Raw genomic sequence first — 19876 nt, 5'->3', positions numbered from 1 at the left:
GGCCCGGTTCCACAGGCTTGCTTAAAGGAGAAAAAGCAATGGGCGCCATCGCGACCACACGTCAAACCGCCATCGCGGTCGAGGAAGAAGCGCAATACCTGACGTTCATGCTCGGCACGGAGATGTTTGCCATCGGCATCCTGTGCATCAAGGAAATCATCGAATACGGCAACCTGACCGTGGTGCCGATGATGCCGACGTTCGTGCGCGGGGTGATCAACCTGCGCGGTGCCGTCGTGCCGGTGGTGGACTTGTCGGCCCGTTTCGGCCGGCCGAATTCGGCGATCAGCCGGCGCTCGTGCGTGGTGATCATCGAGGCGTCCAGCGCCGACGGCCAGGCCCAGGACATTGGCCTGCTGGTGGACACGGTGTCGGCGGTGCTGGAAATCCCGGCCTCGCAGATCGAGCCGCCACCGAGCTTCGGCGCGAAGATCCGGGCCGATTTCATCAGTGGCATGGCCAAGGTCGATGGCAAGTTTGTCATCGTACTGGAGGTGGACCGCGTGTTGTCCATCGACGAAATGTCCCAACTCGCCGAAGCCAGCCCGAACGTGCTGGAAGTGGATGCCCCGTGAACGCCGATACCTGCAAGGAACGCACGGCGAACGCGCTGGCGCTCAGTGACCGAGAGTTCGGCCAGTTCCAGTCCTGGCTGTACCAGGCCGCCGGCATCAGCCTGTCCGAGGCCAAGAAAGCCTTGGTGGCCGGGCGTTTGTTCAAGCGCCTCAAGCACTATGGGCTGGACAGTTATGGCGAGTATTTCAAGCTGATCATGAACGGCCAGCGCACCGATGAGTTACAAGTGGCGCTGGACCTGCTGACGACCAACGAGACCTACTTTTTCCGCGAGCCCAAACATTTCGATTTCCTGCGCCAACACGTACTGCCCCACGCAACGCCGGGCAAGACCTTCCGCCTGTGGAGCGCGGCCAGCTCTTCCGGGGAAGAGCCCTACAGCCTGGCCATGACCCTGGCCGAAGGGCTGGGCACCACGCCTTGGGAAGTGATCGGTTCGGACATCAGCAGCCAGGTACTGGCCAAGGCGCGCTCCGGGCATTACCCGATGGAACGCGCCCGCACCCTGCCTCAGCCGCTGCTGGTGAAATATTGCCTCAAGGGCACCGGTAGCCAGCAAGGCACGTTCCTCATCGACCGGGCGTTGCGCAACCGGGTCAACTTCATCCAGGTCAACCTCAACGACACCTTGCCGGAGCTGGGGGAGTTCGATGTGATCTTCCTGCGCAACGTCATGATCTATTTCGACCAACCCACCAAAAGCAAAGTGGTCGCCCGCTTGATCCCCCGACTCAAGCCCGGCGGGTATTTCATCGTCAGCCACTCGGAGAGTCTCAACGGTGTGTCCGATGCGTTGAAACTGGTGGCCCCTTCGATTTATCGCAAGCCATGAACACCGCAATGAGGGCAGTGGCCGAGGTGTACCTGGCGCCGGGGGAGTTTCGCTTTGCCACTTGCCCGACCCGCCTGCGCACGATTCTCGGCTCTTGCGTGGCGATCACGCTGTGGCACCCCGAACGCAAGATCGGCGGCATGTGCCACTTCATGCTGCCCAGTCGGGTGCGTTGCTCCAAGGCCTTGAACGGCCTGTACGCCGATGAAGCCATTGAGCTGTTCATCCGCCAGGCCAGGGCCCATCACACCGAACCCGAGGACTATCAACTCAAGCTGTTCGGCGGCGGCGAGATGTTCCCCGAACTGCAACGCCATGTGCCCTACGGCGATGTGGCGCGGTTGAACGTCAATGCGGCGCTGGAAATCGCTGCCCTCTACCGCCTGGACCTGATCGCCCAGGACATGGGTAGCACCGGCCACCGAAGCATCATCTTCGACCTTTGCAGCGGCGATGTATGGGTCAGGCACCAACCTATAAGGACCCGGCACTGACTATGTCAAAAAAGATCAATGTACTGCTGGTGGATGACTCTGCGGTGGTTCGCCAGGTGTTGCTGGCGATCCTCAGCGACACACCGGACATCCACGTCATGGGCGCGGCGTCCGACCCGATTTTCGCCATGGACAAACTGGCCAAGGAATGGCCCGACGTGATCGTGCTGGACGTGGAAATGCCGCGCATGGACGGCATCACGTTCCTGAAAAAAATCATGAGCGAGCGCCCCACTCCGGTGGTGATCTGCTCGTCCCTGACGCCCCGGGGCGCGGAAACCACCTTGCAGGCGATGGCCGCTGGCGCGGTGGAAATCATCACCAAGCCCACCACCGGCCTGAAGAACTTTCTGTTGGAGTCGGCGCCGGAACTGGTGTCGGCGATCCGTGCCGCCGCCCAGGTCAACGTGCGCAACCTGGGCAAGCGTCCCGCCCCGATCGCGCTGACGCCCGCGACCAAACTCACCGCCGACGCCATGCTGCCCGCCGCCAACGGCCACGCCATGGCACAGACCACCGAACGCATCGTCGCCCTGGGCACCTCCACCGGTGGTACCCAGGCCCTGGAAGCGGTGCTCACCGCCCTGCCGCGAGTGTGCCCGGGCATCGTCATCGTCCAGCACATGCCGGAAAAATTCACCGCCTCGTTCGCCGCCCGGCTGAACAGCCTGTGCCAGATCGAAGTGCGCGAGGCCCGCAACAACGACCGCATCCACCCGGGCCTGGCACTCATCGCACCAGGCGGCAAACACATGATGGTGACCCGCAGCGGCGCGTTCTATCACGTGCAGGTGGTGGATGGCCCACTGGTCAACCGCCACCGCCCTTCGGTGGATGTGCTGTTCCGCTCCGTGGCCAAATTCGCCGGCCGCAACGCCACCGGCATCATCATGACCGGCATGGGCGACGATGGCGCCCGCGGCCTGAAGGAAATGCTCGACGCCGGCAGCACCACCGTGGCCCAGGACGAAGCCAGTTGCGTGGTCTTCGGCATGCCCAAGGAAGCGATCAAACTCAATGCGGCGCAACGGGTGATGGGGTTGCAGGAGATTGCGCAGGTGATCTTGCATCGGTAACAACGACCGTCCCTACAGTGGAGCTTGATCAGGTGAATGATCGCTCCCCACGCTCCGCTTTCTGGAAAGTGACGCAGAGCATCACGGGATGCATTGCCCACGCAGAGCGTGGGAATGATCGACCGCAGTGGGCTTGTCGCCACAGGCGCTCCAGCAGCCTGTGCCTACACGGGCGAAATCGTCGCCAGCACGCCGATCAAAAGAGTCAGTGCCAAAAACCCACCTAGAAAAATCGCCATCTTCGCCATGAGCACTCCTGGACCAAAAAATTGCAGTACACGGGTAGCCCGATAGGCCAGCCGCGTGATTATTCTGGAGCTGGGCCCGGGGTCATTACAGAGGCACCTGGCGCAGAAAAATACGGATCAGACGAACGCCTTCCCTCGTCGCACAACTTTCAATAGGCGAAAAAAGTTAAAGCCATACCGCGAAGTTCTCTCTCCGACTGACGGCGAGCGCGAGGTGATGGAACTGGTCGTGTCAGGGCTGTTGAACAAGCAGGTGGCCGCCCGACTGGGCTTGAGCGAGGTGACCGTGAAAGTGCGGCGCGGGTCGTTGATGCGCAAGATGAATGCGGACTCGTTGGCAACGCTGGTGAAGATGTCGGAAAAACTCAAGGAAGCCGATCGCTAGCGGCCCATGATCACGGCTATCATTGCCGTTCGCCCTGTTGCCAGGCGATGTCGCTGCCCCCCCTCAAGGACTCAGGTATGAACCTTCTGCCGTCACGCTCCACCCTCTTCGTCTCCAGCCTTTTGCTCAGCTCGCTGTGCTTCGCCGAAGGCGAGCCAACCGACGGCAGCCTCATCAAGGACTCGACCAAGGCAGCCGTCTCAAGCTTCATTACCGCTGGCAAGAACTTGCTGGGTGGCGTCAGCGAAGGCGTGCTCGATGGCCGCGAATCGGCCCAGGGCGCCGACGGCGCGGCGATCATTTCCTCCAACGAGCAACTGAAAGACCGTGTCTCCATCGAAGTCCTGAAGCTGGAGCCCGTCGACGACACCTTCAGCGTCACCCTCGGCTTCAAGAACAGCACCGACACGCAACTGCGCCTGATCAACCTCGGCCAAACGGGCGCCTTGCTCGCCATCGACCAGGCCGGTTACGCCAACAGGCTGGCAGGGTTTGAAAACCCGGATGAAGTCACCATTCCGCCGAAGACGGCCGTGCGGCAGAAGTTTGTGTTTGAAGGGTTGAACGAGAAAATCAACACCGTGCGCGTGTGGGGCCAGGATTATCAGGTTAAAAAATAAGGTGGCGCTGCGTTGATCGTTCCCACGCTCCGCGTGGGAATGCATCCCGTGACGCTCTGCGTCACATGCCAAGGGCGGAACGCAGAGCGTCCCTGGTGGCATTCCCACGCGGGAGCATGGGAACGATCGATCCGCGTCAGCCGGCCTGGCACATCACCATCCGGTCAGGTAATCCTCAGTCAGCGGCGGCTTTTGCCACCTTCGCCGGCTCAAAATTCAACGCAAGCACACTCGCCAACACGATAACCGCCCCAACAATCACCATCGCCGCTGGGCGTTCGGCCAGGACTAGACAAGCCATCAACATCGCGCTGGGCGGTATCAGGTAAAGCGCCATGGAGGCTCGGCTCACGTCGCTGTGAGCCAGCACGTAAGCCCAGGCGAGGTACGCCAGCGCGCTGGGGAAAATACCGAGAACCAACACCGCCAGGTTCACCGAAGCCGAAGCCTGTCGCGCCGCGCTCAACATCCCCGGTGCGAAAATGAACAACAGGAGTGTGCCCGACCAGACGGTGTAGCAAACCAGGGTCAAGCCGTCGTAGCGATGGGCATGGTGCTTCTGCAAAGCGAAATACACACTCCAGGACAGCGCCGCCAGCAGGATCAACAGTCCATGGGCGTCCATGTCACCCAAGCCTCGATCCCCCGTGACGACCACGGCTGCGCCAAGCAAGCCGCACAGGACACAGCCCCATTGCCAAGCGCCGACTCTTTCCTTGAAGACAAAATGCGCAAGCAATGTGCTGAACAACGGCGTGGACTGGGCCAACACACTCGCCGCCGCGGCACTGACGCCCCGTTGGCCGTAGTTGAGGGCGATGTGGTGCAGACTCACGGCAAAGAAACCCAATACCGCCAGCAACGGTAAATCCCCGAGACGCGGCCAGGCAATACCCTTCGCCATCGCGACGACGACCATGAACACCGAAGCGATGAGAAACCGCATCAACGCCAGTTGACCCGGTTCGTAGGCCTGCAAGCCGATGCGAATACCAATGGGCGAATAGGCCCAACAAAGAATCACGAACGTGGTCGCCAGGATCACTTTTACGCGGGGTCTGGGGTTCTTCAAGCCCTCAAACGGCACACAACGGGTTTCCATTCAGAGTTCCTGCGCACTGGGCGTCTTGTCGATTTACCCTGAAGTATCAAAACCACCCACTCTCAATACAAGTGACTTAAACTCAGCCAACCATTCACTTTGGGTGAGTTATGGAACTGTCCCAACTGCGCATGTTCAAGACCGTCTGCGACACCGGCAGCATCGCCCGCGCCGCCGAAGTCCTGCACTGCGTACCGTCCAACATCACGGCACGACTCAAATCCCTGGAGCGGGAGTTGGGTACACCGTTGTTTTTCCGCGAAGGCCGCGGCTTGCAGGTCAGCCCGGCGGGCGAGGTGTTCCTGGGTTATGCGACAAAAATCCTCGGCCTGACGGAAGAAGCCCGCCGCGCGGTAAACCCCAGCCACACGCCAAGCGGACCGTTGCGCATTGGCGCCATCGAATCCAGCGCCACGGGGCGCCTACCGCAGTTATTGGCCAAATATCACGCGCAGTATCCTCAGGTGTCGCTGGAACTGAGCACGGGGACTTGGGCGCAGTTACTGGACGATACCCAGCACCACCGGCTCGACGGTGTGATCGTGGCGGTCGACGTGGAACGGCCGGGGCTCAAGCGCGCCGTAATGTACCGCGAAGACCTGATGCTCATCGCCTCCGAATCCCACGGCCCCTTGCGCAATGCCGCAGACCTGCAAGGCAAGGCGATCTTCATGTGGCCCCCAGGCTGCCCGTATCGCTTTGCCCTGGAGCAGTGGTTGCTACGCCATGACCAAGTACAACCGATCATCAGCATCGCCAGCTATGGCGCCATCGTCGGCTGCGTCAGTGCCGGTGCCGGCATCTCGCTGGTGCCGCGTGGGATCTATGAGCAATACCGCCAGGGCGCTGGCTGGACAGGGTATGAGTTCCCTGGATTGACGGGCATCGACAACCTGTTCTACTGGCATGAAAACGCTGGCCGGCATCCTGCCAGGGAAGCGTTTCTAGCGATGTTGCAGGCGGAGTTCGAAGGTTAGTTACAACCTCGCCACAAAAGCCATTGAACTGCATTGAACGGCATCCCGCTGACCATCCTTGTGCATTCTTATGCATCCCTGTGGCGAGGGGATTTATCCCCGCTGGGCCGCGAAGCGGCCCTAAAGCTTTCACCTCGGTGCCCGGACAACACAAAACCCCGTGGCGAGGGAGCTTGCTCCCGCTGGGTTGCGAAGCGACCCCAACCAAGCTGAACGCGTTCTGCCTGATGCACCGCGGGGTAGTTTTTAGGGCTGCTGCGCAGCCCAGCGGGAGCAAGCTCCCTCGCCACGGGTCCTCATCAGCCTCGCCTGTCAGCGCACGGCTGAAAAAATGTTACATAGTTGAAGGATCGGTCCTAACCGCACTACGACAGGGAGTCAGCTTTGGAACTAGCACCACCGTTTATCCTCCATGAAACGAACCATTGGACAGTCAACCATCACCTGGCGTCCGCCCTACCCGGCTACCTCATGCTCGGCGCCAAGGCTCATGTGAACTCATTGACCCAATTACCCGCCCCGGCGTTAGCGGAACTGGGTGGCCCGGGCGGTCGGGCAGATACAGCGTCTTGCTGTCATGGACATGAACGAACCCCGGCGCGTCGCCCCTCGGAGACGCATCCAGCCCTCCGGGGCCTGAGGAAGCGAGGATCACAAAGGATGCCGCCTCGATGAAGGGCTGGTAAACCGGATGGATATGGTCGACTTCCTTGAGGATCGAGGGTGTCGCGACGGGGCCGTAGAGGCTTTCCAGCGCCTGGGTGGTGGTGATGTAGGCGCTGCTGTCGTTCTGGCGTTCCATGCTCATCTCCTCTGTAGCTGTTTAAAAATCGCATTCAGTTGCGCCGCGCCCTCTCAACCTTCCGACCCAACGACGACCGAATCGACCGCTTTCAGGTCTTGGAGCTCATGCGCCCCTGGATCGCCACGCGCAGGCAACCCCAGGCAATAAAGCCGACGATCACGCCCTCGGCGACACCCACCAGCAAGTTGAAGGAAAAGCTCAGCGGCTGTTCGGCCCAATAGAACGTCGTCGAGCCCGTTCGAAAACCACTGACGCGCAGCCGTCCGGTAAAAATGGCCGGCACCAAGGTCATGATGTTGGTCAGTTCCAACACCGCAAAGAAGGCGCCCAATAGCATGAGCAAGGCTCGTGCGGGCATGCCCAGTTTCTCGGTCGGCTCAGGCGAAGGAGCGTCGCCGTTTTCCCGGCGCTGACGGGCTGCCCTTACCGCCTTGCCGCTGGTAGGGGCCGGAGTTGGCCTATAGGGCACCTTCACAACCGGCGCCGCCCCTTCGACCACCTCGGTGGGCAGCGCCACGCCCAGGTAGTCGGCCAGCTCCCGCAGCCACAAGTCCGTGCGTTGAGTGCCCGGCACCACCGGAACGTTGTCGGTGGTCAGGCGGTGCGCGGTGCCATCGCGCAGTATCAGCCACAGCTGGGTGCGAGCTCGCCCAGCCTGCGGGAGGCGGCGTAGTTCGAGGAATTTGGCAGCCTCGATCTGGAAGGCCGATTGCACACGCTCGCGGCGCCCGAAAAAGTTTCGGGTCAGGTGCTTGCCTTCGCCGTCGGCCCGCGACAACACCAACGTCTCGTGGACGCCGGTGTACACCACCAGCAGCAGGCCAAGGGCAGGAATCAGCAGCCACAGCAGCACCATCAATAGAGCGGACAGTGGATCCACCTCAGCCATCAACGAGGCCCCGTCAACCATCACGAACACGGCGAACGCCATTGGCAAGATAAAGGCCAACGCCCCTATCACCAACACGACCAAGCTCTGCACCACGTTGCGCGAATGGATGTGCAGGTCACCCTGCGCCGTGCGCTCGAACCGATGTCCTATCAACATGCATGACTCCTGTTGCGTTGCTTTGCAGACTGTTCGAGGGGTTGGGATGACGATTGAACGCCTCGGGCCAGGGTGGGGTTTCAGGGGGCGGAGAATACCTGATGCCCGGGAGACTCAGGAATCGGGTGGGTTTTCTGCGGTGTGAGCAATTGGTCCTACGGAAATGGATCACGTCGATTCGTTTCCTTGGAGAATTCTCATGATTCCTACGAAGGCGTCGGAATCTCTCACCTTGTTCGTCTTGGGGGCGCAAATCTATAGTTCTTTCCGTCGCCAACCATGGTGATCAGGTTTGGCGACCTGCGTATCGGATAAGCCCTCTAACCAAATGGAGCAATCCCATGCAGAGATACATCCCCATCACCGGCATCGACTGCACCCCAGCCGCCCTGCTTATCGACACCCAAGCCCCCCTTGACGTCCTGCACGCAACTGCCGATTACCGTATCCGTACCGTGACCCAGGTATTGGAAAACATCGCGTTTCGCTCCGAGATTGCCAGCGATACGGTGGTGCTTTCGGATTTCGCGCAGCTTTTGGTGATTCCGCTGCGGGATGGGTGTGATTTGCTGGAGGTGATTGGTAGGCGACTTCAGGCGCAGGTCGAAAACTAATGGAACGACGGGCGCCTGAGAGCGCCCGTTTTCACGCAACTGCAGCATACAAATAGCGCCTACTGCCAGCCAGAGCGACACCATCGGCTCTATGTTCGATGAAAAGAACCATGATCTGCAGTCAATCCTCCCATCTATCAGGAGTAGCCATATGGCTACAAATGAGACTATGATCGATAAGAAAATGTACGAGATCCACCAGACGCCCGATTTTGAGGATTGGCTTGACAGTGTGAAGGATGCTCAAGGAAAAGCGGCCATCTTGGCCCGCCTGGATCGCGCCCGAAATGGCAATTTTGGTGATTGCGAACCGGTTGGCGATGGGGTGAGCGAAATGCGTGTTTTTATCGGACCGGGGTACAGAATCTACTTTGTACGCTCGGGGACCGCAGAGTACTTGATGCTCAGCGGAAGCGATAAAACAGATCAAAAACGAGGCATTAAGAGAGCCAAAGTGATTCTTGATGCCCTGAGAGGTCAATGACATGAGCGACAAATTCAATCCTGAGGATATGCCGGTCCTTAGCCTCGGCACTACCGGTACGACTCGTTACGAGGCTTCGCGTTTTCTCGATACCCCAGAAGCTATAGCGGCTTATCTGGCTGAAAGTATGAAAGCCGATGACACAGAGAGTCTTATTCATGCGTTGGCCGAGGTCGCAAAAGCTAAAGGTGTCAATAAAGTCGCCAAAGATGCCGGAGTTAATCGTGAAAGCCTTTATAAGGTGCTGAAATCTGGAGCAAAAACGCGGTTTGAAACCATCAGGAAATTGATGACCGCGATGGGTGTGGAACTCACGGTACAACCGATTAAAACATTAGCGGTGGCTTCCAAAGCTGCGGCTCCAAAAGCTGGAAAACCACCGGTCGCTGCATCAAAACCTACAGCAAAATCCGCTGCGAAAAAACCAGCCGTACCGGCGGCTAAAACAGACGCGAAACCTGCTGCGAGAAAATCAGCTGAGGAAGCTGGGTGGGAAGCTGGGGACAGACCACGATTTTGAATCCATCTGCGAAACCTCGCACAGCTTCACGGGGCTCCCCTTTTAAGAACAAATCTGCGTTATCGCGAATCGCTGCATGAAGCTTCGGATATAGCACCCTGAGTCCTTCAATAAGCATGAACATCTGCGATGTTGACTTCCCCCTTGACCAGTGGAAGTGCAAACATGAGTGTCAGCGTCCGGGGAAGGCACATTGCGATGCGCTAAGCTGTAATCCTTTAGGATTGAGGTCCCAGCATGGAATGTCACGTTCGTCCCGCCACGAGCAGAGATGCAGCAGCGATAAGCCGCGTAGTTATTGCCGCCCTGCGTGAGTCAAATTCACAGGACTATCCGCCTGATGTGATCGCTCAGGTTGAGCAGAGCTTTTCTCCTGAAGCCATCACCACACAGCTTACGAAGCGTAGGGTCTTCGTAGCCTTATTGGGCGAAAACATTATTGGCACTGCCGGTCTCGACGGTGATGTGGTCAGAAGTGTTTTCGTTGACCCGGCTCACCAGAAAGGCGGTATCGGGCGGCATTTGATGGATGTCATTCATACAACTGCTGCCAGCGCAGGAGTTGGAGCTGTACGTGTGCCCTCGTCGATTACAGCTGAAAGGTTTTATACAGCGTTGGGTTATCAGAAAATCCGAGAGGAGTTTCATGGGGCGGAGCGCACCATCGTTATGGAGAAGCGGCTGTAGGGTAAGCGTCCAGTTAAGTCATCTACCGATCCAGCTATCAGCATGAGGATGACTGCTTGCCGCCCATGCCGTAAGGTTCGCTACCAAAATCACCACAGCCTTCCAGTGGTGGCAATACAGCAAAGAGAGCGAACAATGAACACCTTCAGATCATCAATCCAAAACGTAGCTGCGGCCATAGGCCTCATCGCAGCAGTGACAGTCGGGGGATGCGTGATGATCCCTTATGACACGCCGGAATCAAAAGCCCAAATCCAGCGCGATCTGAAAATTGCACCATCGGATATTCAAGCCGTGTCGGAAACGAACTGGTGCTTGTTCCCATATGGAAGCGAAGGCAGCTGCAAAGCCACTCAAGGCCTGGGAGTGTTGACCAGCAAAGGCCTGATCCTCAGTCTCTACAACAACCACACCTACACTGAAACCGCACGCATCCTCCCAGAACAAGTGCAGTGCGTGAAGACAGTTGGTGGTCGCACTGGAGTCGAACCGTTCGTTGTATTCACCAAAGACCGAGCGATCATGCTCGCCGTCATTACGCCTGGTGGACAAATGAATGTGCCTGTGAAAGTCAGTTTCTTTGATTACCTGACGAAGCCAGGGCAGCAAGTCTTCACTGGAGCGGATGGCGGATATGTGCGCAAGTCGGGTCGACAGCAAACCGTAGGCGGAATGGTGTCAGGCACTGCCATTCCGTGGCATACAACACTCGACGTAACCGAGGTTTTTAACCCTTGCCAGCAGGTTACAGATTAACAAGGAGTGGTGCGTTCCCTCGCAAGCGGTGCGCGCAGGCCGAAGCCCGTAGGTATGAAGGATGAAGCCGGAAGGGCCGAGACGCCCCGGTGGCTCGGCTCGCGACAGCCGCCCTCGTGAAGCTGGTGAGGCTGGGGACAGGCCACGATTTTGAATTCACCTGCAAAAAAGGAAACAGATTTTTTATCAGAAAAACAAATCTGTTCCTTTCTCCAGAATACCGTACGAGTAGAAGCAGCAAGCGTGGCGCGAGGCGCAAGTAGCGAAGGGTATTGCCCTCAAAAAGCACAGGGGTCGGCGGATGTTTGCCGCCCTCCCCCGGCGCCGAGTGATCAAGCGCCAGGTGAGTCAACGGCAGAGGAGTCAATTGGTACACCCAGTACCTATAACCTGGTACTCCATGATGTGCCGATCGCCCTTGGAGTCGTCGTAAGTCATCCGCACCGGCACTACGTCGCAGACATTGGGTATTGGAGTCATCGCCACAATGTGCGCGATATCCAGGTTCTGAGAATAACGATAGGGCTCGACCCTAACTTGCGCTGCCTGAGTATCCTGTTCATCGGCCATGGCGACAGAGCCAAGGCAGCCCAGGAATAAAACGAGTAACAGTCTCATAGCAATCACCTGTAATGAGGGCGTGAGAAGGCCAAAGCACTCAATTTGTGCTCAGTCGTAATAAAGGTTTGGGTGTAGCCCGGTCGCCGCCAGACGCCGGGCTGCCTTACATCAGAAAGGCTTGGTAGGCAGGTACTTGCCGTCCAGGGTGATCACGGCGCGATGGCCGCCCTCCGGATCTTCGATTTTCTTGATGTCCAGCTTGAAGTTGATGGCACTGATGATGCCGTCGCCGAACTTTTCGTGAACCAGAGCTTTGAGGGTGGTGCCGTATACCGAGATCATCTCGTAGAAACGGTAGATGGTCGGGTCGGACGGTACGCCGTCAAAAAAGCTGCCGCGAATTGGCATCGATTGCAGCAAGGCGATCTGATCAGCATCGAGGTCGAGTTTCCTGCCCACGACATTGGCGGCGCTGGCAGGCAGCGGATGCTGGCCGAGCAAGGCAGCAGTGACGAAGGCTTCGGACAAGCCGGTGCCGTCAACGATTTCGGCGAAGGACAGGTCTTTGCGAGCCTTAGCCAGAATGATGGTTTCAGTCAGCTCCTGGCGAGCGGTGCGGGTGGCTTGAGTCTGGATCATGGCGTATCTCCTGGGTTAGCAACGGTGCAGGTACAGGCTTCAGGCAACGTGCCTGGCGTGTTGGGAAACGGCGTGAACTTCGGGGTTCTCGGCGAGGGACACGAAGATCCCGGTATCGCCATCGAAGGCGTCGATATGCCCGCTCTCGATGTCATAGACCCAACCATGCAGGGTCAGGCGGCCTTCTTCGAGAGCCAGGCGAACGGATGGGTGTGTCTGGACGTTGGCCAACTGTGCGATGACGTTTTCGCGCACCATGGACGCTACTTTGCTCGGCAGATCCGGGTGTTTGCGGGCTTCGTTAACGACCTTGGCCGAGTCGGCGTAACGGAGCCATCCGGCGACGGCAGGCATGTGATCCAGGCACTTGCAAGTTGCCACGGCGGTCATCGCACCGCAGTCGGAGTGGCCGCATACCACGATGTCTGCGACCTGAAGTGCGGCGACTGCGTATTCAACCGAGGCAGAAACGCCGCCCGGCTCTGGCCCATACGACGGCACGATGTTGCCGGCATTTCGAATGACAAACAGATCGCCTGGCTCGCGCTGGGTGACTAGTTCCGGCACCAAGCGGCTATCAGAACAGGAGATGAACAGCGCTCTCGGGCTCTGCTGATTGGCCAGGTCCTTGAACAATTTGGCTCGCTTAGGGAAGGCGTTTCTTTGGAATTTCAGAAAACCATCGATGATCGCTTTCATGGTTGCTGTCTCAATGTCGCGGGTGTGAAACAAAGACTAAGCAACGCGTTACATAAGGTAAAAGTCTCATTTATTATGAGATGGATCAGATTACCTTATGGCAAAAACCATGCTTGCTCGGCACGTCCAATATTTCCTCGCGGTTGCGGAACATCTCAGTTTTACGAAGGCCGCAGCGGCGCTGCACGTCTCTCAGCCAGCCCTTTCGCAGCAGGTGAGGCAGTTGGAAGAAAGCCTTGGAGCCCAGTTGTTCGACCGCTCAGGACGCACAACCCGTTTGACTGACGCGGGAGATGTCTATCTTCTGTATGCGCGCCGTGCTTATCAGCAATTGCGGGAAGCCAAAAGCGCCATCCATGATGTGAGCGACCTCACCCGCGGCTCATTACGCCTGGCCGTGACGCCGACGTTCACGACCTATCTGGTGGGGCCGGTGATCGAAGCATTTCACTCCCGGCATCCTAAAATCACTCTCAACCTGAAGGAGATTTCCCAAGAGCGCATTGAGGAGCAGCTTTTGGCAGGAGATTTGGACGCGGGGATCGCGTTCGATGAAATAAATACACCGAACATTGATGCCGTCCCTTTGCTGAACGAAACCCTCGCTTTGGTGGTGAGTCGCAAACACCGCTTGGCCGAGGAGCGGTCCATTGGATTGCAGGACCTGAATGCTGAATCCCTGATTCTGCTCAGTCCAGAGTTTGCAACCCGCGAACAAATCGACCGCTACTTCCGCAAACACGCGATTCACCCTCAGGTGCAGATGGAGGCTAATGCCCTCGGCGCCGTGATCGAAATTGTTCGCAGGACAAATCTATCGACTTTGTTGCCTGCCAAAATAGCGTTGGCCCATGATGATCTGGTGGCTATCGCACTGGAGCCCGAGCGCTTGCAACGCACCGCCGTCCTTATGCGGCGCAAGGATGCCTTTCAGAGCGCAGCGATGCGAGTTTTCATCGAGGTGGCTAAAGAGGTATCCATTCAACTGAACGTGTAATACCTGTGCTCGTCGAGCTTGACGGGGCTGAGCCGAGCCTGTGCCGTGTTGATAGCAGGCTTGTTGGAAAACAACAGACTGCCCCTTTTTTCGGAACGCTGCTGTCCGCACGAAGATATGCTCGGACGCTGCGATTGCAGTGGCGGTTTCTGGCTGGCTCCAGCCGGTCTAGGGAAAGGGGGCAGATTTATTATCAGAAAAAATAAGCCTGTCCCATTTTTTTGTCCCGTTTTTTTCCATTACAACATTAGCGGTGACTTCCAAAGCTGCGGCTCCAAAAGCTGGAAAAACACCGGTCGCCGCATCAAAACCTATAGCAAAATCCTCTGCGAGAAAATCAGCTGCGGTCAAGCTTGGCGCATCGGAAGACCTCCAAACCTGCCCGGTGCTGGCAATACAAATAACAAAAGGGGGCCCGATAAGGGAACGAAACTATTTTCAAGCAAATAAATCAGTCCCCTTTTTTACTTGGACATCACCGCGGCGTACGCAGGGCTATCGCGTGGTGCGCGCAGCGCTCTCTACAAAGGCACCTGAGCACTTGGCGCCGCGCAATGAGGCGAAGCATGGACTTCGCGTACGCTAACGTTATGCCTGAACCAATGCATTAACGAACCACTCGTAGAGTGCCTGTGGGTGGTATTGGGGAAAATACGCAGCTAGCACGGTTGAAGTTACAAGCACCAGAACCACCAACAGCGCGGTAAGTAGCTTTACCAACGTCGAGAGAGGTGGATTGGGCGGGCCGTATTTATTAATCGCTTTACGCCCCGGAAGCATGATGAGCGGAAGCGTTATCACAAAGCCGATAACAGGGAACACCCAGAGAATTCCCCATATCGGACTCCAGCCTAGATCACGTGCCCTGCGTACCAATAGAGACACGTCGAGCAGGATGGCAGGAACGACAACGGTGACACCGACTATCAGCAAAACCACCAGTTGATGGCGCAACCCCACCATAAAGAACGACAGCAAAATGCACGGAAGAACCAGCACCAAGGGCACACGAATCAGCCAGAAGCGCGCCAGAGAAATACGCCCGGAAAAATCAAAAATCTGGGGTTTTGAAAACGTGACAACCTCGTCGTCAATCAGTTGGGCGTCGCCCGGTTGGTATGGGTTTTCGATTTCGCTGCTGATGCTGCCGAAAACGGGTTCTATCCTTGCCATTTAGTGCTATTTCCTTGTGTTTGATGGTGCTATTCACGTCACAACGTTTACGCTTGGTATCTAATCGAAGGCCGGCATCAAACTCAAGAGGAAACGCTATCGTGTAAGGGGGGCTGTGCGCACCACAGCATGTGGGGGTCTGTCGCATGGTGCGCGCAGTACACCTTATGAAGTGTTTTGCCGCTAGTAAGAAGGCGGGTCATGTCCCTACTCTGAACGACGGCTTCTGGCCGATTCTGTTGAAAAAGTGGACCACCGTTTCCACGGCAGAAAAGTACGCGCCTGAGATTGAAATCTTTATTTTGAGCAGAGGGCTTCGGGCTCATATTTCACGTAGCAGCGCGCAAGAAAGGCGTTTTCAGCACTCAGTACACGGGCAGCCTGGAAAAACCGACTTTTTCAACACAATCGGCCGATAGCTGTCTGTTGCGGAGGACTGTAATCGACCCTTTGCAGACATTCATAACGTCAGGTTAAGGGGGGCGGCTTTAACCGGTCCCGAGTGAGCGAAGCGAACAAACTTTGAACCGTTTGTTAAGCATTTTCAGGTAGTCTCGGTGGGATTTCACCAGTCAATGCTATTGTTTCGAAGCATGCTAGGTATGAGAGAGTGCTTGCAATCGCTGAGTAAAGAGCAGCATTGGACTCTTGCTTTGATTTATTTCCTTTGTTGGATTTAGGTGCGAAGGAAAGAAACCTTTGAATTTTCGCTTCTAATTTTTTAGGTTCAAGCGCATGAGCAAGCTCATTTCTCAAGGAGTTTAAAGCATCAAGCATTCCCCACACGCTCTCGGGAAGAATTAGACCGTTTGGATGAGAGTTCCCGATTAGGGCGCGCGCAAGTTTTGTTTTCAAGAAGAATCCTATTTCAATGCCATCAAGAGCTTCAGGAAGACGGCATTTGGCTCTAATTAGATTCTCTAGAATTTCCTCCGCCAAAAGATGCCCCTTAAGCACTATTAGTGTTGGATCGCCTAACGATGGCAGGTGAGCATCAAAACGCTTGAAGCGTTCTTTGACTTCTTCCGGGAGATCTTTAGTCATCTTTAGTGCCTAACTTGGAGTTAAGGCCGCGCGCGGAGCGCGTCGGCCTTGAACGAGTTGTTAGGGGGCGGATCAATTGCGCTTTTCTTCGCATACCAGCAACCCTCCAAGATTTTCTCTGTGGCTGCATTTATAACCATACATGTAATCACCACTTTTCCCGTTTTGTGAATCATTGCTTCGCAAGCGATTAATGGCTGCGACCTGACATTCCTCAAAAGAGCTGTAATTTCCTATGGTGTAATTCTGGGCTTGTTCAGGGCCAGGAATGTTTTCTATATCGGGGTATACGAAGGCGGTCCAGTCCGAGTACGAGCCTGAGCACCCACAAAGCACGATTGCGAAAACACCAGCAGCTTTCTCATGACATCCCCTAACGTCTTTGATAACCGCCGGCCGGAGCGTTTTGCGCACGAAGTGCACAGCGTAGGCCGTCCGGCGCACGTATTTTGCGCGCGCAGCTGAACGAATTGTTATGCATTTACTTGTATTAACCATTGACTTGATCCGATGGGCACAATATTTCCACCCCATCAAGGCAGCCTATTTCTAATGTATCAATAGATGCTTTACCGTTATCTTCGTACACAAATCTGAATTCACTCTGGCGGCCAAAATTATCATATTTTCTGAATGGCCCCATTTCACCGTGATGTTCTTTGTAAGATACATACTCGACTAATTGTGCCTTTATTGTTCCGTTGCCTACCTGTTTGAAGGCATTGCCAATCATCTGATAAAACTTGGTTATATCGGTGATTACAACAGCATAATCACCGAATTCACAACAACGAGCGTCGATATGGTTGTTGTTTTTGTCGATGCAATCATCGGTAAAGCCATACAAGCAGAAAATTAACGGATTGTATGCATTGGACTCCACAATACGAATTGGGCCAGCGTTCCCTTCAATTTCCAAATCATTCACTTTTAAACTACTTGATCAGGCTGGAGCGCATGACTTAATCCTTCATTTTTGTCGCCAATCTGATCATGTTCGATATCTTGAAGCGCACGTAGCCTTTGCATATAGATGAAGCCAGTATCAAAGAGTTGTTTCATAAACTTGTACTGAGCAAATTTTACGAGGAAGTATAACTTGCGATCTTTTATGCTAGCTCCGTGATACATAACGATTAAGCTAAGGGGCCGGCTTTAGCCGGTCCCAGTGAGCGCATTGTTAGAAGATAAGTTATATCCATTTCGTATCGCCATCTAGCCTATATTCGCTGTTTGATTTATTGGGTGTCGTTTGGAGATCGAGAATGACCTCTGTTCTCATGATTTTTTTATGGGCAAATATCGGTTGGTTTGGCTCTGGTGAACGAGGTTTTAATTTTACCTTTCCTGCCTTTAACTCATTGATAAATTTTCTTTTCTGGCGTTCCCTGTTCTCAACTTCTAGCTTGCGTCGTTTTGCGGCCGAATCTTCGGACTTTTTTATTCTGTTCTCTCGCTCTTTAAGCGCCCGGTCTCGCGCTTTTTTTATGGCTTTAGCTTTCATGGGCGCATAGTCTCAGTCTTCTAACTTGAAATAGACCTCAACTGGGGAAAAACACCCCAGTGGGGCTTGGTAGATAACACTCTGAAGAGGCAGCACAAAAAGCAGCTCTGCCATACGGCATTCGAGACGTTGGGGGGTAAGGCAGTTATGCACCATGACGGCAAGTCCCTCTGCGCGTGGAGTGGAGAAGGGATGAGGTTAGCTCTGAAGACGCGGGTAGGCAATCGGGGATACGTCCGCTCCTGGCCGTTCTCTGCCGGTCGGAAAAGGTAGAAAACGACCACAGTAGCAGTCATGAAGCACTAAAAAGGCGAATTGATCGATCCGTGCGCCAGACATGCTGAGGCCGGTGTCGAGATCCTCTCACTTTTCGGTGCCGGGCATCACTGTTATCCCATTGAGATGTGTTGGTCGGTCTGATTGACCGTGGCCAGATGGGTCAATTACCGATTCTACAAACCTCAACCTGATAGCCCATTGCACCAAGCCGCTGGGCAAACTGCCGGAAATTAACCTTCGAGAAAAACGGCATGTGCAACGTATCGTTGGGTTGCATGATAGCGAACACGATTTTGTTGCGCGGTTGCGTGACAGGGTTGAAGGTGAACTGAAAATTACCCAACTCCGCCAGATAGCCGTTCACCTGAGTAACGACATCGGAGGTGTTGATCAAAGCTTCAGCGGAAACATAGGCCTGAGAAAAGAGATGACTCAGCACGCTCGACGATGAGTACTTCTTGACGTGGATGATGTGGTGATCCGGCGTGAGCAGGTCACAAAATTCGAATGGGCCACCAGCCCCCGGCAACCTCACTAACTTCTGGTCGAGCAGATAGAAATTTATGTTGTCTGCAATACGTCTGAGGTAAGCGCCCTCGTGGTCGGTTCCATACGGAGGAAACACCAAGTTGCATGGAACTGCAGCGTCAAAGAAGCGGTTCACTTGTTCGGTGTAATCGCGGTCAATCTGGTACCAATCACCCTCGCTGAGCAAATAGATTTTTCCTTCGTGTTCGATCTCCGCCTCAAGGCACGTATACATAGGCCACGCAGCAAGCCGTTGCTCATCTGCACCGTAAAGGTAGATGCGTTCGGATGCCAGCGCCTGGCGGGTGATACCTCGCAGAAGGTGCTTAGCGAGCAATGCCTGCCGCAGATCGAGGTCGAATGCGATCGTTGGGCCGTTGCGAGATCGGGCGCTGTGTTTCACATATCCGAAGCCGCTGATGTCATTGCTAAGTAGCTCAGGTGGCGCCGCGCGGACTCGGTCGAACTGTTCTATATTTATCGCAGCCACTAGAAGCCCGTCCAGCTGGACCATCAGTGTGGAGTCACGTACCGGGACGATGAAGTCCATCCAGGGATATTTTTCCTTGCAGTGCTCGTCTTCATACGCCGTCAACAGTCGAAGCGCGATCTCCGGGAAGTCTTCGAGTTTTACATCGGAATGCAACGCCAATGAGTCCGAACCGCTAACGTACTCGCCCTCATTCTGATCGTTTTCCACGATGCCGGTTAGCGATTTCAGGATCTCCGAATCGAACTTAAAATCGAACTCCGAAATCGACAGCAGCCTTGATGACTGCGCCTTTGAGCGCAGCGGTGTGCGATCAATATTGGACTTTTCCACGGACTTGATCAGTAGTGGATCAGTCAAGCTAAGCGCCGTGCGCAGCCCGAAATAACGCTCAATGGCTAGCTGATCGATCAAGTGCCTGGCGTGGCCAAAAGTGAAGCAAAAAACCCTGTCGTTGACTGCCAGAACAAGAAGGGCTTTGAGCGATCTGCCTGTAAGGTCGAGGCCAGCCACTTCTGGGATGGCACCAAATAGTTGCGTCCACTTCGGATGGGAAGGGTTTTTCTGATGGTAAAAAAGGCACTCAACATCGCCCAATGAAAAAGCAATAGGTCGCAAGTTGACCTCATCGGAAAGTGCGTCCTGAGCGGTTCGCCCTTCCTTGAGCAGGAACACGTTAATAGTGATCTTCACGCGTCACTCCTTGACCTCTCGCTTTGATGTTAAATTGGCATCCGC

Annotated in this window: 23 protein-coding genes and 3 pseudogenes; 14 read left to right on the top strand and 12 right to left on the bottom strand. The window is 55.7% G+C overall.

Features of this window, described 5'->3' with window-relative positions; genetic code table 11:
• Window positions 1-38 precede the first annotated feature (38 nt).
• The 6 genes and pseudogenes from BLT00_RS16585 to BLT00_RS16560 all read left to right on the top strand — a co-directional run bounded on the left by BLT00_RS16585 (window position 39) and on the right by BLT00_RS16560 (window position 4231).
• The gene (locus BLT00_RS16585) at window positions 39-575 is read left to right on the top strand and encodes a chemotaxis protein CheW (protein ID WP_092144655.1); all 537 of its coding nucleotides are present in this window, start codon (window positions 39-41) and stop codon (window positions 573-575) included.
• Window positions 572-1408 (top strand): CheR family methyltransferase, encoded by an 837-nt coding sequence (locus tag BLT00_RS16580; protein ID WP_063320599.1) that lies wholly within the window; start codon window positions 572-574, stop codon window positions 1406-1408. The genes BLT00_RS16585 and BLT00_RS16580 overlap by 4 nt, the downstream gene beginning before the upstream one ends.
• Window positions 1405-1902: a chemoreceptor glutamine deamidase CheD gene (gene cheD / locus BLT00_RS16575; RefSeq protein WP_063320598.1), complete on the top strand. Its 498-nt coding sequence runs from the start codon at window positions 1405-1407 to the stop codon at window positions 1900-1902. The genes BLT00_RS16580 and cheD overlap by 4 nt, the downstream gene beginning before the upstream one ends.
• Before the next feature lie 2 nt (window positions 1903-1904).
• Window positions 1905-2978, top strand: coding sequence for a protein-glutamate methylesterase/protein-glutamine glutaminase (locus BLT00_RS16570; protein ID WP_003203057.1), 1074 nt, complete (start codon window positions 1905-1907; stop codon window positions 2976-2978).
• A 450-nt stretch (window positions 2979-3428) separates the two neighbouring features.
• Window positions 3429-3611, top strand: a pseudogene (locus tag BLT00_RS16565) (LuxR C-terminal-related transcriptional regulator); the annotation flags it as partial.
• 77 nt (window positions 3612-3688) lie between these two features.
• Window positions 3689-4231 (top strand): hypothetical protein, encoded by a 543-nt coding sequence (locus BLT00_RS16560; protein WP_072406658.1) that lies wholly within the window; start codon window positions 3689-3691, stop codon window positions 4229-4231.
• Between the two features lie 175 nt (window positions 4232-4406).
• Here the strand turns inward: BLT00_RS16560 and BLT00_RS16555 are convergent, their stop codons facing one another.
• On the bottom strand, window positions 4407-5333 hold the full coding sequence (locus BLT00_RS16555; protein ID WP_092144653.1) for a DMT family transporter: 927 nt from the start codon (window positions 5331-5333) through the stop codon (window positions 4407-4409).
• A 110-nt stretch (window positions 5334-5443) separates the two neighbouring features.
• On the opposite strand from BLT00_RS16555, the gene BLT00_RS16550 reads away from it, so the two are divergent.
• Complete coding sequence (locus BLT00_RS16550) at window positions 5444-6310, top strand: LysR family transcriptional regulator (protein ID WP_092144651.1); 867 nt, start codon at window positions 5444-5446, stop codon at window positions 6308-6310.
• A gap of 384 nt (window positions 6311-6694) precedes the next feature.
• Window positions 6695-6853, top strand: a pseudogene (locus BLT00_RS32170) (HIT family protein); the annotation flags it as partial.
• Here the strand turns inward: BLT00_RS32170 and BLT00_RS16540 are convergent.
• Both BLT00_RS16540 and BLT00_RS16535 read right to left on the bottom strand, forming a co-directional pair.
• Window positions 6849-7112 (bottom strand): annotated as a pseudogene (locus tag BLT00_RS16540) (pyridoxamine 5'-phosphate oxidase family protein); the annotation flags it as partial. The pseudogenes BLT00_RS32170 and BLT00_RS16540 sit on opposite strands and share 5 nt — an antisense overlap.
• Window positions 7113-7203: 91 nt before the next feature.
• Entirely contained in the window at window positions 7204-8163 is a 960-nt protein-coding gene (locus BLT00_RS16535) for a hypothetical protein (protein WP_092144649.1), read from the bottom strand.
• Window positions 8164-8504: 341 nt separating this feature from the next.
• Between BLT00_RS16535 and BLT00_RS16530 the strand changes: the two genes are divergently transcribed.
• From BLT00_RS16530 to BLT00_RS16510, 5 genes are all read left to right on the top strand, one after another.
• The gene (locus BLT00_RS16530; protein ID WP_063320592.1) at window positions 8505-8777 is read left to right on the top strand and encodes a hypothetical protein; all 273 of its coding nucleotides are present in this window, start codon (window positions 8505-8507) and stop codon (window positions 8775-8777) included.
• 169 nt (window positions 8778-8946) lie between these two features.
• Window positions 8947-9261 carry a type II toxin-antitoxin system RelE/ParE family toxin gene (locus BLT00_RS16525; RefSeq protein ID WP_092144732.1) on the top strand — a complete coding sequence of 105 codons (315 nt, stop codon included), beginning with the start codon at window positions 8947-8949 and terminating at the stop codon, window positions 9259-9261.
• A gap of 1 nt (window position 9262) precedes the next feature.
• Window positions 9263-9781 carry an addiction module antidote protein gene (locus BLT00_RS32345; protein ID WP_092144647.1) on the top strand — a complete coding sequence of 173 codons (519 nt, stop codon included), beginning with the start codon at window positions 9263-9265 and terminating at the stop codon, window positions 9779-9781.
• A 237-nt stretch (window positions 9782-10018) separates the two neighbouring features.
• The gene (locus BLT00_RS16515) at window positions 10019-10468 is read left to right on the top strand and encodes a GNAT family N-acetyltransferase (protein ID WP_092144645.1); all 450 of its coding nucleotides are present in this window, start codon (window positions 10019-10021) and stop codon (window positions 10466-10468) included.
• A gap of 135 nt (window positions 10469-10603) precedes the next feature.
• Window positions 10604-11224 (top strand): hypothetical protein, encoded by a 621-nt coding sequence (locus BLT00_RS16510; RefSeq protein WP_092144643.1) that lies wholly within the window; start codon window positions 10604-10606, stop codon window positions 11222-11224.
• 363 nt (window positions 11225-11587) lie between these two features.
• Here BLT00_RS16510 and BLT00_RS16505 read toward each other — a convergent pair whose 3' ends face one another.
• The 3 genes from BLT00_RS16505 to BLT00_RS16495 form a co-directional block, all read right to left on the bottom strand.
• Window positions 11588-11842, bottom strand: coding sequence for a DUF2790 domain-containing protein (locus tag BLT00_RS16505; protein WP_092144641.1), 255 nt, complete (start codon window positions 11840-11842; stop codon window positions 11588-11590).
• A gap of 111 nt (window positions 11843-11953) precedes the next feature.
• On the bottom strand, window positions 11954-12424 hold the full coding sequence (cynS, locus tag BLT00_RS16500) for a cyanase (protein WP_092144639.1): 471 nt from the start codon (window positions 12422-12424) through the stop codon (window positions 11954-11956).
• Between the two features lie 39 nt (window positions 12425-12463).
• Entirely contained in the window at window positions 12464-13123 is a 660-nt protein-coding gene (locus tag BLT00_RS16495; protein WP_092144637.1) for a carbonic anhydrase, read from the bottom strand.
• Window positions 13124-13232: 109 nt separating this feature from the next.
• Between BLT00_RS16495 and cynR the strand changes: the two genes are divergently transcribed.
• Entirely contained in the window at window positions 13233-14120 is an 888-nt protein-coding gene (gene cynR / locus BLT00_RS16490; protein ID WP_092144730.1) for a transcriptional regulator CynR, read from the top strand.
• Window positions 14121-14288: 168 nt separating this feature from the next.
• Here cynR and BLT00_RS31900 read toward each other — a convergent pair whose 3' ends face one another.
• The 6 genes from BLT00_RS31900 to BLT00_RS16465 form a co-directional block, all read right to left on the bottom strand.
• Complete coding sequence (locus BLT00_RS31900) at window positions 14289-14471, bottom strand: hypothetical protein (protein WP_158265806.1); 183 nt, start codon at window positions 14469-14471, stop codon at window positions 14289-14291.
• A gap of 237 nt (window positions 14472-14708) precedes the next feature.
• Complete coding sequence (locus BLT00_RS16485) at window positions 14709-15293, bottom strand: DUF805 domain-containing protein (RefSeq protein WP_092144635.1); 585 nt, start codon at window positions 15291-15293, stop codon at window positions 14709-14711.
• A 534-nt stretch (window positions 15294-15827) separates the two neighbouring features.
• Window positions 15828-16337 carry a hypothetical protein gene (locus tag BLT00_RS31205; RefSeq protein ID WP_139199611.1) on the bottom strand — a complete coding sequence of 170 codons (510 nt, stop codon included), beginning with the start codon at window positions 16335-16337 and terminating at the stop codon, window positions 15828-15830.
• A gap of 490 nt (window positions 16338-16827) precedes the next feature.
• The gene (locus BLT00_RS31200; RefSeq protein ID WP_139199610.1) at window positions 16828-17265 is read right to left on the bottom strand and encodes a hypothetical protein; all 438 of its coding nucleotides are present in this window, start codon (window positions 17263-17265) and stop codon (window positions 16828-16830) included.
• A 264-nt stretch (window positions 17266-17529) separates the two neighbouring features.
• Window positions 17530-17841 (bottom strand): hypothetical protein, encoded by a 312-nt coding sequence (locus BLT00_RS31195; RefSeq protein WP_139199609.1) that lies wholly within the window; start codon window positions 17839-17841, stop codon window positions 17530-17532.
• A 439-nt stretch (window positions 17842-18280) separates the two neighbouring features.
• Window positions 18281-19831, bottom strand: coding sequence for a TIGR04141 family sporadically distributed protein (locus tag BLT00_RS16465; protein ID WP_092144631.1), 1551 nt, complete (start codon window positions 19829-19831; stop codon window positions 18281-18283).
• Between the last annotated feature and the right edge of the window lie 45 nt (window positions 19832-19876).

It is taken from the genome of Pseudomonas sp. NFACC51 (genome assembly GCF_900103575.1).
Lineage (GTDB): Bacteria > Pseudomonadota > Gammaproteobacteria > Pseudomonadales > Pseudomonadaceae > Aquipseudomonas > Aquipseudomonas fluorescens_Q.
Note: the sequence above shows the minus strand (reverse complement) of the source record. Positions and strands in the feature narration are given on the sequence as shown.